Source organism: Streptomyces sp. NPDC046379 (assembly GCF_055587785.1).
On sequence record NZ_JBVJFP010000023.1, the window covers coordinates 35,268 to 48,344 of the forward strand.

Genomic DNA, 13,077 nt, shown 5'->3' on the forward strand with positions numbered 1-13,077 from the left:
TGCCGTGAACGCCGGTCCGTTGTCCTTTACGTCGACCTTGGCGGCGGTTTTGCCATTCATGACTTCTGCTTGTCTTACGGGGGAAAGAGGGCGACATGTCGTACGTGGAGATGCCGGGCGCGAAGGTGCCCATCCGGCTGTGGACCGACCCGGCGACCATCGAGGACTCCGCGCTCCAGCAGCTGCGGAACGTCGCGACGCTGCCGTGGATCGAGGGCCTGGCCGTGATGCCGGACGTCCACTACGGCAAGGGGGCCACGGTCGGGTCGGTCATCGCGATGCGGGGCGCGGTGTGCCCGGCGGCGGTGGGCGTCGACATCGGCTGCGGGATGTCGGCGGTGAAGACGTCCCTGACGGCGAACGACCTGCCCGGCGACCTGTCCCGGCTGCGCTCGAGGATCGAGCAGGCGATTCCGGTGGGGCGCGGGATGCACGACGATCCGGTGGACCCGGGGCGGCTGCACGGGTTCCCCACCGGGGGGTGGGACGAGTTCTGGGGGCGGTTCGGGGGTGTGGCGGAGGCGGTCAGGTTCCGTCATGAGCGTGCCGAGAAGCAGATGGGAACGCTGGGCAGCGGAAACCATTTTGTTGAAGTTTGCACTGATACGACCGGTTCCGTCTGGCTGATGCTCCACTCCGGTTCCCGGAACATCGGCAAGGAACTCGCCGAGCACCACATCGGCATCGCCCAGAAGCTCCCGCACAACCAGGGCCTGATCGACCGCGACCTCGCCGTCTTCGTCGCCGGCACCCCGCAGATGGCGGCGTACCGCAACGACCTGTTCTGGGCCCAGGAGTACGCGAAGTACAACCGCGCGATCATGATGGGCCTGCTGAAGGACGTGATCCGCAAGGAGTTCCGGAAGGCCAGGCCGACCTTCGAGCAGGAGATCTCCTGCCACCACAACTACGTGGCGGAGGAGCGGTACGAGGGCATGGACCTGCTGGTGACCCGCAAGGGCGCGATCCGCGCGGGCTCCGGCGACTACGGGATCATCCCGGGCTCGATGGGCACGGGCTCGTACATCGTGAAGGGCCTCGGCAACGACAAGTCCTTCAACTCGGCTTCCCACGGCGCCGGCCGGCGCATGAGCCGCAACGCGGCCAAGCGCCGGTTCTCGACGAAGGACCTGGAGGAGCAGACGCGGGGCGTGGAGTGCCGCAAGGACTCCGGCGTCGTGGACGAGATCCCGGCCGCGTACAAGCCGATCGAGCAGGTCATCGACCAGCAGCGGGACCTCGTGGAGGTCGTGGCGAAGCTGAAGCAGGTGGTGTGCGTGAAGGGCTGACGCCCTCAGCGCGCCTCCCGGTGCACCTTCGTGTTCGACGCCTGCGCGCGGGGGCGGACCACCAGGAGGTCGATGTTGACGTGGGGCGGGCGGGTGACCGCCCAGGTGATGGTGTCGGCCACGTCGTCCGCGGTCAGGGGGTCGGGGACGCCCTCGTAGACCTTCGCGGCGCGGTCCGCGTCGCCGCCGAAGCGGGTCAGGGCGAACTCCTCCGTCCTGACCATCCCGGGCGCGATCTCGATCACCCGCACCGGCTCGCCCACGATCTCCAGACGGAGCGTCTCCGCCAGTACGTGCGCCCCGTGCTTGGCGGCGACGTAACCCGCCCCGCCCTCGTAGGTGGCGTGCCCCGCGGTGGAGGAGACGACGACCACCGTGCCGTCGCCGCTCGCGATCAGCTTCGGCAGCAGGGCCTGGGTGAGGTTCAGGGTGCCGATGACGTTGGTCTCGTACATCGTGCGCCAGTCGGCCGGGTCGCCGGTCGCCACCGGGTCCGCGCCCAGTGCGCCGCCGGCGTTGTTGACGAGGACGCCGACCGTGGTGAACGCCGTCGCGAACTCGTCGACCGCCGCGCGGTCCGTGACGTCCAGCTGGTACGCCGTGGCCTGGCCGCCCGCCTGCGCGATCTCCGCCGCCAGCGCCTCGATGCGGTCCTTGCGCCGGGCCGTCAGCACGACGCGGTAGCCGGCCTCGGCCAGCCTGCGCGCGGTGGCCGCGCCGATGCCGCTGCTCGCACCGGTGACGACGGCGATGCGGGAGGAGGGGGCGGGGGTCATGGGGTGCTCCTGTGTCCTCTGGTCGGGCGTGGTCCGGTACGGCGGGTGACGCCGGGCGTCCGGCGCCAGGATAGGCGGGGTGCGCGGGCGGGGGTCCGGCGGTCCGTACGGTGGTCCGTCCGGCGGTCCCTGCGGCGGTCGGCCGCCAGGCGGGCCGTGTCAGTCGCCGCGCGGGGCCCACATGATCAGGGCCATGCCCGCCAGGCAGACCAGCGCCCCGGCGATGTCCCAGCGGTCGGGCCGGTAGCCGTCCGCGATCACGCCCCACAGGATCGAACCGGCGACGAAGATCCCCCCGTACGCGGCGAGAACGCGGCCGAAGTGGGCGTCGGGCTGGAAGGTGGCGACGAAGCCGTACGCGCCGAGGGCGAGCACGCCGCCGGTGATCCACAGCCAGCCGCGCTGCTCGCGGTACCCCTGCCACACCAGCCACGCTCCGCCGATCTCCAGGACGGCGGCGACGGCGAAGAGGGCGGCGGAGCGGGCGACGAGCATGGGATGAGCTTTTCATGCCTTCACGGGCACCCAGGAATAGACGGGAGGCGGGCTCCGTTCCAGGGGTATAGTTGAACCGTCAACCACTTAGGAAGGCCGGCAACCATGCAGTTCGGGATCTTCACGGTCGGCGACGTCACTCCGGATCCGACCACGGGACGTACGCCCACCGAGCGCGAGCGGATCAAGGCCATGGTCGCCATCGCGCTCAAGGCCGAAGAGGTCGGCCTCGACGTCTTCGCCACCGGCGAGCACCACAACCCGCCGTTTGTGCCGTCCTCGCCGACGACCATGCTCGGCTACATCGCCGCCCGCACCGAGCGGCTGATCCTGTCCACGTCGACCACGCTGATCACCACGAACGACCCGGTGAAGATCGCCGAGGACTTCGCGATGCTCCAGCACCTCGCCGACGGCCGCACCGACCTGATGATGGGCCGCGGCAACACCGGCCCGGTCTACCCGTGGTTCGGCCAGGACATCCGCCAGGGCATCAACCTCGCCATCGAGAACTACGCCCTCCTGCACCGCCTGTGGCGCGAGGACGTCGTCGACTGGGAGGGCAAGTTCCGCACCCCGCTGCAGGGCTTCACCTCCACCCCGCGCCCGCTGGACGGCGTGCCGCCGTTCGTCTGGCACGGCTCCATCCGCTCCCCGGAGATCGCCGAGCAGGCCGCCTACTACGGCGACGGCTTCTTCCACAACAACATCTTCTGGCCGGCCGACCACACCAAGCGGATGGTCGAGCTGTACCGCACCCGGTACGCGCACTACGGCCACGGCACCCCCGAACAGGCCATCGTCGGCCTCGGCGGCCAGGTGTTCATGCGGAAGAACTCGCAGGACGCGGTGCGCGAGTTCCGCCCCTACTTCGACGTCGCGCCGGTCTACGGCCACGGGCCCTCCCTGGAGGAGTTCACCGAGCAGACGCCGCTGACCGTCGGCTCCCCGCAGCAGGTCATCGAGAAGACGCTGTCCTTCCGCGAGTACGCCGGCGACTACCAGCGCCAGCTGTTCCTGATGGACCACGCCGGGCTGCCCCTGAAGACCGTGCTGGAACAGCTCGACCTGCTCGGCGAGGAGGTCGTGCCCGTGCTGCGCGAGGAGTTCGCCAAGAACCGGCCCGCCGGCGTGCCGGACGCCCCCACCCACCAGTCGCTGCTCGCCCGTCAGGGCCAGGAGGTGCAGACCGTATGAGCGCCGGGCTCGTCGTCGTGTCCGCGGGGCTGAGCGTGCCCTCGTCCACCCGGCTGCTCGCCGACCGGCTGGCCGCCGCCGTGGGCCGTGAGACGCCCGTCGACGTGCGGGTGGTCGAGCTGCGCGAGCTGGCCGTCGAGATCGCCCACACCTTCACCAACGGCTTCCCCGGACGGCAGCTGAGCGCCGCCCTGGACGCCGTGACCGGCGCGGACGGGCTGATCGTCGTCACGCCGGTGTTCTCGGCCTCGTACAGCGGACTGTTCAAGTCGTTCTTCGACGCCCTGGGCGGGCAGGACGAGAACGCCCTCGCCGGGAAGCCGGTGCTGATCGCCGCGACCGGCGGTACGGCCAGGCACTCGCTGGTGCTGGAGCACGCGCTGCGCCCGCTCTTCGCCCACCTGCGGGCCGTCGTCGTCCCGACCGGGGTCTACGCCGCCTCCGAGGACTGGGGCGCGCCGGGGCTCGACGCGCGCGTCGAGCGGGCCGCGGGAGAGCTGGCGGCGCTGATGGGCGGGCTCGCCGCGGTGCGGAGGCGTCCGCCGGCGGAGGAGGAGGCGACGGCCGGGGTCGCGGGGGACGGGACGCTGGACGTCGTGCCGTTCGAGGAGCAGCTGGCCGCGTTGCGCGCCGTGGGGTGACGGACGGCGGGAGGGGCCGGTACCGACCGGTGGGCCGCATTACCGATCGGGGGGTGTACCGACTGGTGGGCCCCGCTACTGGCCGGGGGCGGTGCCGACCGGTGAGGCGAGGGCGGTCCCGCCCGGTGAGACCCCCACGGATCGGGGGCGGTCCCGACCGATGGGCCCCTACGGATCCGGGGCGGTCCCGACCGATGGGCCCCACCACCGATCGGGGGAGCGCTCCGCCCGGTGGTGACGCCCGATCGCGCTTTGCCACACTGGACCCGTGGCCCCCACCCTGCTGCTCGCCGAGGACGACCGCGCGATCCGGCACGCCCTGGAGCGCGCCCTCACCCTGGAGGGGTACGACGTCACCGCCGTCGCCGACGGCGAGGAGGCGCTCGCCGAGGCCCACCGGACGCCGCCGGACGTGCTCGTCCTGGACGTGATGATGCCGGGCGTCGACGGGCTCCAGGTCTGCCGTGAACTGCGCGCCGAGGGCGACCGCACCCCGATCCTGATGCTGACCGCGCTGGTCGAGACGGCCGACCGGATCGCCGGCCTCGACGCGGGCGCCGACGACTACGTGGTCAAGCCCTTCGACGTCGAGGAGGTCTTCGCACGGCTGCGGGCGCTGCTGCGCAGGACCGGGGCGGGGGCGCAGGGGGCAGCGGGGGCGCAGGAGGCCGGGGGCCCCTCGGCGCCGGCACCGGCGCCCGTCGCCGACGAGCAGGACAAGCAGGACAAGCGGGCCGGTGGGGCGGCGCGGGTCGTGGAGGCGGCCGGGCTGCGGATGGACCCGCTGGCGCGGCGCGCGTGGCGCGGGGCGCGGGAGCTGGAGCTGACCCGCACCGAGTTCGAGCTGCTGGAGCTGCTGGTGCGCAACGCGGGCGTCGTCCTCGACCACTCCACGATCTACGACCGCATCTGGGGCTACGACTTCGGCCCCGGCTCCAAGAACCTCGCCGTGTACGTCGGCTACCTGCGCCGCAAACTGGACGAACCCGGGGCGCCGCAGCTGATCCACACCGTGCGCGGGGTGGGGTACGTGCTGCGGGAGGACTGAGCCGTGGGCGGCGGGCGAGCGGGCGCCGGCGCGTGGGCCGCGGGGAGTGGGCGCTGATGCGTGCGCCGCGGCGGACCGGGTCACGCGCTGCCGGGACCCGGGCGGGGCGTGGTCGGCCTGGTGCGGGAGTCCTGCGGCGGCTGCGTACGGCGTCGTGGCCGGCCGCCTTCGCCGTGTCGCTGCGGACCACGTTCGCGCTGTCCTTCGCCACGGTGACCGCCGTCGTCACCGTGGCCGTCGGCATCCTGTCCTACAGCGCCGCCGCCCGGCTGGTGCGGGTCGACCAGCAGTCCGTGTTCGACGAGGTCGTGCAGGATCTGCGGGTCGAGGTGCGTGAGCGGCGGATGGACCCGGAGGACTTCTCCTCGGGCCCGGGCCACGACTTCGTCCGCCCCGCCCGCACCGACGTGCAGGTGCTCGGGCCCGACGGGCACATCGTCGACCCGGGCAGCCCCGGGCTGCCGGTCGTCGACGAGGACCGGGAGGTCGCGGGGGCGGGGGAGGCCGGGCGGCTGGCGGTGCACAAGGACGTCGACGTGGGCGACGACGTCTACCGCGTGGCGACCGTCTCGCTGGGCGGCGGGCGGGGCGGGGTGCAGGTCGCGCAGGAGTTCAGCGACACCGAGGACCTGCTGCGGGCGCTCCAGCAGCGCACGCTGCTGCTGATGGCGGCGGTCGTGACGGGCGCGGGCCTGTTCGGCTGGTGGCTGGCGCGGCGCATCACCCGGCGGCTGGTGATCCTGACCTCCGCCGCGGAGGCCGTCGCCCGCACCCGGCGACTGGGCATCGACGTGCCCGTCACCGGCAGCGACGAGGTCGGCCGGCTCGGCCGCGCCTTCGACCGCATGCTCGGGCGGCTCGCCCAGTCGGAGGAGGACCAGCGGCGGCTCGTCCAGGACGCCGGACACGAGCTGCGCACGCCGCTCACCTCCCTGCGCACCAACATCTCCCTGCTGCGCCGCATGGACGAACTGCCGCCTCCCGCCCGCGAGGAGCTGGTCGCCGACCTCGCCCAGGAGGCCCTCGAACTGACCGAGCTGGTCAACGAGCTGGTCGATCTCGCGGCCGGCCAGTCGGACGCCGAGCCCGTGCAGCGCGTGGACGTCGCCGAGCTGGCCGAGGACGTCGTGGGCCTGGTCCGGCGCCGTACCGGACGCCGGATCGTGCTGCGCACCTGCGGCGACACCACGGCCGAGGGACGGCCGGGAATGCTCGCGCGGGCGATGTCCAACCTGGTGGAGAACGCGGCCAAGTTCGACCGGCGGGGCACCGAGCCGATCGAGCTGGCCGTCGCCGGTCCGGCGCGCCCCGGCACGATCCGGGTCGAGGTGCTCGACCGCGGTCCCGGTATCGAGGACGCCGACCTGATGCGCGTCTTCGACCGCTTCTACCGCGCCGCCGACGCCCGCTCCCTGCCGGGCTCGGGGCTCGGCCTGTCGATCGTGCGGGAGGTCGCGCTGGCGCACGGGGGCGAGCCGTTCGCGCGGCGGCGGGAGGGGGGCGGCATGGTGATCGGATTCACGGTCGGGGGCGGGGGACGGTCGGGTGAGGGGCCGGTCGGTTAGATTTGCGGCCACCGGTCGGTCGTTGACAACCGGACACGGTGGCCAGTAATCGGCCCCTGGTGGTCAGTGACCGACGGCCGCCTCGTGCCCGGCCGTGGATCTTCGGTCTTCGGTTATTGGTCATCGGTCACTGGTCATTGGTCATGCAGTTCATCGGCCGCGGTCGCCGGCCGCGGTCGCCGGCCACCGGTCATGCAGAAGGAGCCCTTCCGTGTCCGCACGCTCTTCCGTCCTGTTCGTGACCGATCTGGCCTACCCGGCCCGCGGGCGGCGCTACGGCGACGAGGACGTCTTCCTGACCTCCCGGCTGCGCGCCCACTTCGACCTCGCCCTGTGCCACCCGCTGGACGCCGCCGCGCTGATGGACGGCTTCGACGCGGTCGTCGTCCGCAACAGCGGGCCCGTGCTGCACTACCAGAAGGAGTACGACGCCTTCCGGGAGCGGGCGCTGCGGCTCGGCGCCCGTGTCTACAACCCGCTGCACGGGCGGGGCGACATGGCCGGCAAGGGGTATCTGCTGGAGCTGACCGCCGGGGGCTTCCCGGTCATCCCGACCGTCGACCGCGCGGAGGACCTGTCGCGGCTTCCGCGGGCCGCGCAGTACGCGGTCAAGCCGAGGGCGGGCGCGGACTCCATAGGCCTGCGCTTCGTGACGCCGGAGGAGCTGGACGGCCCGGCCTTCGGCGACGACGTCCTGGTCCAGCCGCGGATCGACTTCGTCCACGAGGTCTCCTTCTACTTCGTGGACGACGCCTTCCAGTACGCCCTGTACGCCCCCGACCCGGCCCGCCGCTGGGACCTGGCGCCGTACGACGCCACCGCGGCCGACCTGGACTTCGCCCGCCGGTTCATCGACTGGAACACCCTCGACCAGGGCATCCAGCGGGTGGACGCCTGTCGTACGCGGGACGGTGAGCTGCTGCTGGTGGAGCTGGAGGACCTGAATCCCTACCTGTCGCTGGAGCTGGTGGGGGAGGAGAGGCGGGAGGCGTTCGTGCGGAGTTTCACGGCGTCGCTGGACCGTTTCCTGCGGTTCCCCTGAGATCGCCGGGGGCGCCGGGGGCGCCGAGGCCGTCGAGGGCCCCGAGGTCCCCGAGCACGGCGAGCATGGCGCGGGTGGCCGGGCTGGGGTTGAAGCGGCTCCACGCCAGGCACTCGATGCGGCGCGGCCCGTCGGCCACCGGGACCAGCGCCGGCCCCGGCCGTGCGGCGACGAGCGGCCGGACGAACGCCGACGGCAGCAGCGCGACGCCCAGTCCGCGCGTGATCAGCCCCATGATCAGCTCCACGATGCCCGCCTCGTACGCGACGTCCCGGACCAGACCGGCGGAGGCGAAGGCCTGGTCCGACTGGGCGCGGGCCGGGGTGCCGCGGACGAAGTCCACGAAGGTCTCGTCGGCGATGTCGCGCAGGGTGACGCGCTCGGCGCCGGCCAGCCGGTGCCCGGCCGGGACGACCAGCACATGGGCGTCGCGGGCGAGCACCACGCTCTCCACACCGGGCGGCTGCTCGCCCTCCGGCAGACCGAGGAAGGCGATGTCCAGGTCGCCGTCGCGGATCGCCGCCGCGAGCTGGTCGCTGCGGCCGGAGCGCAGGACGACGCGGACGTCGGGGTGCAGGGCGCGGTAGCGCTGGAGCAGCTCCGGGACGTCGACCGCGGCGGTGGTGACGATGACGCCGACGGCGAGCCGGCCGCGCACGACGCCGGTCGCCGCCGCCGCGTCGGCCGCCGCACGGTCGGCCGCGGCCAGGCACTCGCGGGCGGCGGCGAGGAACGCCTCCCCGGCGCTCGTCAGCTCCACCCGCCGGCTGGTCCGGGCGAACAGCCGGACGCCCAGCTCCCGCTCGAGGCCGGCGATGCGGTGGCTGAGGGACGACTGCACCACGAAGCAGCGCTCGGCGGCGCGGGTGAAGCTGCGGGTCTCGGCGACGGCGACGACGTAGCGCATCTGCTGGAGGTCCATGGAGGGACATGATCCATGGACCCATTGATGGCTGTCCTTCATCGCTGGGATGAAAAGCATGTCTTGGACTCATCGTGCCCGCCCTGCCGAGACTGCATGGCATGCACTCCCTCCAGACAGGCACGCGCCGTACGGCCGGGACCGTGGCGCTGACCGCGCTCGCTCCGGCGGCGTGGGGCACGACGTACGCGGTGACGACGGAACTGCTCCCGCCGGGGCACCCGTTGTTCGCCGGGCTGATGCGGGCCCTGCCGGCCGGGCTGCTGGGGCTGGCGCTCACGCGGGTGCTGCCGCGCGGCGAGTGGTGGTGGAAGGCGGGGGTGCTCGGCGCCCTCAATATCGCCGCGCTGTTCCCGCTGCTGTTCCTGGCGGCCGAGCGGCTCCCCGGCGGGGTCGCGGCCACCCTCGGCGCGGCCCAGCCGCTGATGGTGGCGGGCCTGGCCGTCGCGGTGCTCGACGACCGGCCGACCCTGTGGCGCTGGGGGTGGGGCGTGCTGGGCGTGGCCGGCGTGGGGCTCGTCGTGCTGGGGCCCGACGCCCGGCTCGACCCGGTCGGGGTGCTCGCCGGGCTCGGCGGTACGGCGGGCATGGCGGGCGGCGTCGTCCTCACCAAGCGCTGGGGGCGTCCGGCAGGGGTCGGGCCGCTGGCGCTGGCGGGGTGGCAACTCACGGCGGGCGGGGTGCTGTTGCTGCCGGTCACGCTGGCGGTCGAGGGGGTTCCGGAACGGATCGACACGGGGGCGGCCGGGGGATACGTGTGGCTCGGCAGCATGGGCGGGCTGATCGCGTACACGGTGTGGTTCCGCGGGATCGGGAGGCTGCCGGTCGGTGCGTCGGCGCCGCTGGTGCTGCTGTCGCCGCTGGTGGCGACGGTGGTGGGCGCCGGGCTGCTGGGCGAGTCGCTGGGCGCGGTGCAGGGCGTGGGGTTCGTGGTGGCGCTGGCCGCGATGGCGGCGGCGCAGGTGAACGCCCCTGACTGGAGGGGCCGAGGCAAGGTGGGCAGAGGCATGAGGATCGCCGTACTGGGGGCGACGGGGATGGTGGGCCGTCGGGTGGTCGCGGAGGCGGGCCGGCGGGGGCACCGGGTGATCGCCCTGTCCCGGAAGCCGGAGGGCGGCGAGGGGGACGTGACGCCGCGGACGGGCGCGGAGGTGACGCCGGTGGCGGTCGACGCGAGCGACGGGCGCGCGGTGCGGGAGGCGCTCGTGGCCTCGGCGCCGGACGCCGTCGTCCTGACCGTGCGGACGGAGCCGGTGGACCAGGACTTCCTGGCGGCCACGACCCGCACGGTGCTGGACACGGCCGCCGAACTGGGCGTGCGCGCCCTGGTGATCGGCGGTGCGGGCGCCCTGCGCAGCCCCGGCGACCCCGCCCGACGGGCAGCGGACGACCCGGCGTACGTTCCCGCCTCCTACCGCGAGGTGGCCCTGGCCGGAGTCGCCCAACTGCACGCCTGTGAGGCCCACTCGGCCGCCGACTGGGCCTACCTCAGCCCGCCCGCCCTGCTGGAGCCGGGCGAGCGCACCGGCCGCTACCGCCGGGGCACGGACACCCTGCTCACGACGTCCGCCGGCACGTCCTGGATCAGTGCGGAGGACCTCGCGGTCGCCGTCGTGGACGAGCTGGAAGTCCCCTACGGAACACGGCACTTCACCGTGGTCCACCGGGACTGACGGCCTCCCCGGGGTCAGAAGGCCGGGTCCCGCCACCACCAGGCGATGGACGGCAGGCGTCGCGGATCGCGCCCGCCCCTCAACGGCCGCTGCGTCCAAGGAAGTTGCGCGGGCACCCGAGCCCGTACGGGAGATGGCCCGGCGCCGACGGGACCGGCGTAGCGGGGCACGCGCAGGCCCCACTCGATGTTGCCGCGGATTCCGTGGCCGAGATCCTCCAGATAGCGGCGCAGCGCGGCGCCGGCGCGCGGGAGGATCTCGGCGCGCAGGGCGAGGAACCGGTCCAGGATCGCGTCCCGCAAGGCGATCGCCTCCCGCAGCGCACGCCCCGGCGAGAGGCCGTCCTGGGCCATCAGGACGGTCACGATGTTCTGGCCGGTCTGGCCCAGGCCGGTCTCCCTGGCGTACGAGTGGCGGTCGTTGTCGAGGGAGGCGACCAGCATCGCCATCTCCGTCAGCGCGAGGACCGCGGGGGAGTCCATCTCGGCGGCCGGTACGTCGATGCCGTTGGCGATCTCCAGCAGGGCGTACGTCGGTTCGCCGCCGGCCGCGTGCAGCCGCATGGCCAGGTATTCGTCCAGGTCCGGCATCCGCCCGGCGGCGCGGTTGCCGATCTGCCACTGCACGCCGCCGAGCCAGGCCCGGTGGGCGTGGTGGAAGCGCCGGCACTGCACGGGGCCGGCGCAGGCGCGCATGTGCTCGCCGAGGTCGTGCAGCGCGGCGGCGTAGCGGTCGCCGGTGCGCAGCGGGCCGGGCACCTCCAGCGCCCGCTGCACGCTGCCCGCGAGCGCGGCGAAGGCGGCCGGGTCGGCGGCGAACGGCCCCTCGTCGCAGCGGGCGTCGTCGAAGACGAACCCCCAGTAGACCCAGCAGGCGGCCACCCACAGCCGTTCGGGATCGGCGGCCGGCGCGAAACGGGCGTAGAACTCCGCGCTGTTGCTCGCGACGGCCACAGCTCGCGACGCCTCGTCGGGGCACAGCCCGGACGCGTCGACCCAGGCGAGGGCGCGGCGCTCGACGTCGTCCACGTCCGGGTGGAGGACGGACGGGAGCGGACAGTAGAACGGGAGGGGAGGGAGGGAAGGGACAGCCGGGTGGGAGGGGAGAGACGGTTGGGCGTCGGGCGCGCTGGTGCTCACGGCGGACTCCTGTTCGAGGGCCGGGAGGGGCGATACGGGAGGGCGATGCGGGAGGGGCCGGGGGCTGGAGGGCTGGACGAGTCCAGGGGCCGGACGAGTCCATGGACGTACGGGGGCGCGCGGTCCGAAAGCCGTACCGAGCCGCGCGTCACGCCGTACGGCGGACCGCCGACGTCGCGATACGGCGCAGTACCGCCGACACCCGGGGAGCGAGCTCCGCCCGGTCCAGGGCCGCGAGGGCGGTGTCGTAGCGTTCGGCGATCATGTGTTCGACGGTGTCGCGGGCACCGGTCCGCTCCAGGATCCGGCGCACGCGCGCCGCGCCCTCCGCGTCCAGCAGCGGATCACCGACCAGCCGGGCCAGTTGCTCCCGCTCGGCCCGGTCGGCCCGGCGCACGGCCAGCGCCATGAGCACGGTGGCCTTGCCGGACCGAAGATCCTCGTCGGCGGACTTGCCGGTCACACCGGGGTCGCCGAAGACGCCGAGCAGGTCGTCCCGCAACTGGAACGCCTCGCCCAACGGCAGCGCGAACGCCGAGCAGGCGCGCAGCAGGGCGGCGTCCGCGCCGGCCAGGGCCGCGCCCAGCTGGAAGGGCCGTTCGACGGTGTACTGCGCGGTCTTGAGGCGGTTCACGGTCAGCGCCCGCTCCACGTCACCGCTCGCCGCGCCCGTCGCCAGTACATCCAGGTACTGGCCCCGGACCAGCTCGTCGCGCATGGCGTCGACCAACGGCAGGACCACCTCGGACTCGCGGGGCGACAGACGCGCGGCGTGCAGCATCTCGTCGGCGCGCACGAGGGCGAGGTCGCCGAGGAGGATGGCGGCGCTGGTGCCGAAGGCGTCGGCGTCCCGCCGGCGGGGGTGCCGGGCGGCGAAGGCGCGGTGGGCGGTGGGGTGGCCGCGGCGGGTGTCGCTCGCGTCCATGATGTCGTCGTGGATGAGGGCGAAGGCGTGGAACAGTTCGAGGCTCGCCGCGAGCCGCAGCAGCCGCTCGTCGTCGCCGGTTCCGCCGCCGGCGTGCCAGCCGAGGACGCACAGCAGCGGGCGGAGGCGTTTGCCGGGGGCGAGGACGAAGTCGGCCAGGGCGGTGGACAGTTCGTCGGCGGGAGCGCGCTGGGCGGGCACGGTCGTGCGCCCGCGGCGGAGGAACGCGGCGAGGGCGGTGTCGATACGGGAGCGCAGGTCGGTCGGGTCGAGGGTGTCCGTCGTGGCGGCGTCGGTACTCACCCGGACTCCTTGGTGGTGAGGTGGTGGGGGACGGGGACGGCTGAAGGGGGTTGCCGCACCAG

At 73.6% G+C, this 13,077-nt stretch carries 12 protein-coding genes; 7 read left to right on the top strand and 5 right to left on the bottom strand.

The genetic code is table 11. The features are described from left to right. Window positions 1-95: 95 nt before the first annotated feature. Window positions 96-1,289: an RtcB family protein gene (locus ACZ6KF_RS30240; protein ID WP_469241289.1), complete on the top strand. Its 1,194-nt coding sequence runs from the start codon at window positions 96-98 to the stop codon at window positions 1,287-1,289. 5 nt (window positions 1,290-1,294) lie between these two features. Here the strand turns inward: ACZ6KF_RS30240 and ACZ6KF_RS30245 are convergent, their stop codons facing one another. Together ACZ6KF_RS30245 and ACZ6KF_RS30250 are read right to left on the bottom strand one after the other, a co-directional pair. Then, window positions 1,295-2,065, bottom strand: coding sequence for an SDR family NAD(P)-dependent oxidoreductase (locus tag ACZ6KF_RS30245; RefSeq protein WP_356632486.1), 771 nt, complete (start codon window positions 2,063-2,065; stop codon window positions 1,295-1,297). Window positions 2,066-2,224: 159 nt separating this feature from the next. Then, complete coding sequence (locus ACZ6KF_RS30250; RefSeq protein ID WP_356632484.1) at window positions 2,225-2,560, bottom strand: YnfA family protein; 336 nt, start codon at window positions 2,558-2,560, stop codon at window positions 2,225-2,227. Between the two features lie 105 nt (window positions 2,561-2,665). Between ACZ6KF_RS30250 and ACZ6KF_RS30255 the strand changes: the two genes are divergently transcribed. The 5 genes from ACZ6KF_RS30255 (at window position 2,666) to ACZ6KF_RS30275 (ending at window position 8,053) form a co-directional block, all read left to right on the top strand. Beyond that, entirely contained in the window at window positions 2,666-3,757 is a 1,092-nt protein-coding gene (locus ACZ6KF_RS30255; RefSeq protein ID WP_356632482.1) for an LLM class flavin-dependent oxidoreductase, read from the top strand. After that, window positions 3,754-4,398 carry an FMN reductase gene (locus ACZ6KF_RS30260; protein WP_356632480.1) on the top strand — a complete coding sequence of 215 codons (645 nt, stop codon included), beginning with the start codon at window positions 3,754-3,756 and terminating at the stop codon, window positions 4,396-4,398. The genes ACZ6KF_RS30255 and ACZ6KF_RS30260 overlap by 4 nt, the downstream gene beginning before the upstream one ends. A 268-nt stretch (window positions 4,399-4,666) precedes the next feature. Beyond that, window positions 4,667-5,446, top strand: coding sequence for a response regulator transcription factor (locus ACZ6KF_RS30265; RefSeq protein WP_469160056.1), 780 nt, complete (start codon window positions 4,667-4,669; stop codon window positions 5,444-5,446). A gap of 56 nt (window positions 5,447-5,502) precedes the next feature. After that, complete coding sequence (locus tag ACZ6KF_RS30270; RefSeq protein WP_469160057.1) at window positions 5,503-7,011, top strand: sensor histidine kinase; 1,509 nt, start codon at window positions 5,503-5,505, stop codon at window positions 7,009-7,011. A gap of 211 nt (window positions 7,012-7,222) precedes the next feature. Then, entirely contained in the window at window positions 7,223-8,053 is an 831-nt protein-coding gene (locus tag ACZ6KF_RS30275; protein ID WP_356632474.1) for an ATP-grasp domain-containing protein, read from the top strand. Here the strand turns inward: ACZ6KF_RS30275 and ACZ6KF_RS30280 are convergent. Further along, window positions 8,016-8,975 (bottom strand): LysR family transcriptional regulator, encoded by a 960-nt coding sequence (locus tag ACZ6KF_RS30280; RefSeq protein ID WP_469241291.1) that lies wholly within the window; start codon window positions 8,973-8,975, stop codon window positions 8,016-8,018. The genes ACZ6KF_RS30275 and ACZ6KF_RS30280 overlap by 38 nt on opposite strands. A gap of 101 nt (window positions 8,976-9,076) precedes the next feature. Here ACZ6KF_RS30280 and ACZ6KF_RS30285 point away from each other — a divergent pair, with 101 nt between their 5' ends. Beyond that, window positions 9,077-10,648 (top strand): EamA family transporter, encoded by a 1,572-nt coding sequence (locus ACZ6KF_RS30285; protein ID WP_469241293.1) that lies wholly within the window; start codon window positions 9,077-9,079, stop codon window positions 10,646-10,648. A 14-nt stretch (window positions 10,649-10,662) separates the two neighbouring features. Here ACZ6KF_RS30285 and ACZ6KF_RS30290 read toward each other — a convergent pair whose 3' ends face one another. Further along, window positions 10,663-11,676 carry a terpene synthase family protein gene (locus tag ACZ6KF_RS30290; RefSeq protein WP_469241295.1) on the bottom strand — a complete coding sequence of 338 codons (1,014 nt, stop codon included), beginning with the start codon at window positions 11,674-11,676 and terminating at the stop codon, window positions 10,663-10,665. A gap of 259 nt (window positions 11,677-11,935) precedes the next feature. After that, on the bottom strand, window positions 11,936-13,015 hold the full coding sequence (locus tag ACZ6KF_RS30295; protein ID WP_469241297.1) for a polyprenyl synthetase family protein: 1,080 nt from the start codon (window positions 13,013-13,015) through the stop codon (window positions 11,936-11,938). Window positions 13,016-13,077 lie beyond the last annotated feature (62 nt).

Excerpts from the sequence above, each read along its gene's own strand:
- ACZ6KF_RS30240 (WP_469241289.1), top strand. The coding sequence starts at position 96 with ATGTCGTACGTGGAGATGCCGGGCGCGAAGGTGCCCATCCGGCTGTGG.
- ACZ6KF_RS30245 (WP_356632486.1), bottom strand. The coding sequence starts at position 2,065 with ATGACCCCCGCCCCCTCCTCCCGCATCGCCGTCGTCACCGGTGCGAGC.
- ACZ6KF_RS30250 (WP_356632484.1), bottom strand. The coding sequence starts at position 2,560 with ATGCTCGTCGCCCGCTCCGCCGCCCTCTTCGCCGTCGCCGCCGTCCTG.
- ACZ6KF_RS30255 (WP_356632482.1), top strand. The coding sequence starts at position 2,666 with ATGCAGTTCGGGATCTTCACGGTCGGCGACGTCACTCCGGATCCGACC.
- ACZ6KF_RS30260 (WP_356632480.1), top strand. The coding sequence starts at position 3,754 with ATGAGCGCCGGGCTCGTCGTCGTGTCCGCGGGGCTGAGCGTGCCCTCG.
- ACZ6KF_RS30270 (WP_469160057.1), top strand. The coding sequence starts at position 5,503 with ATGCGTGCGCCGCGGCGGACCGGGTCACGCGCTGCCGGGACCCGGGCG.
- ACZ6KF_RS30280 (WP_469241291.1), bottom strand. The coding sequence starts at position 8,975 with ATGGACCTCCAGCAGATGCGCTACGTCGTCGCCGTCGCCGAGACCCGC.
- ACZ6KF_RS30285 (WP_469241293.1), top strand. The coding sequence starts at position 9,077 with ATGCACTCCCTCCAGACAGGCACGCGCCGTACGGCCGGGACCGTGGCG.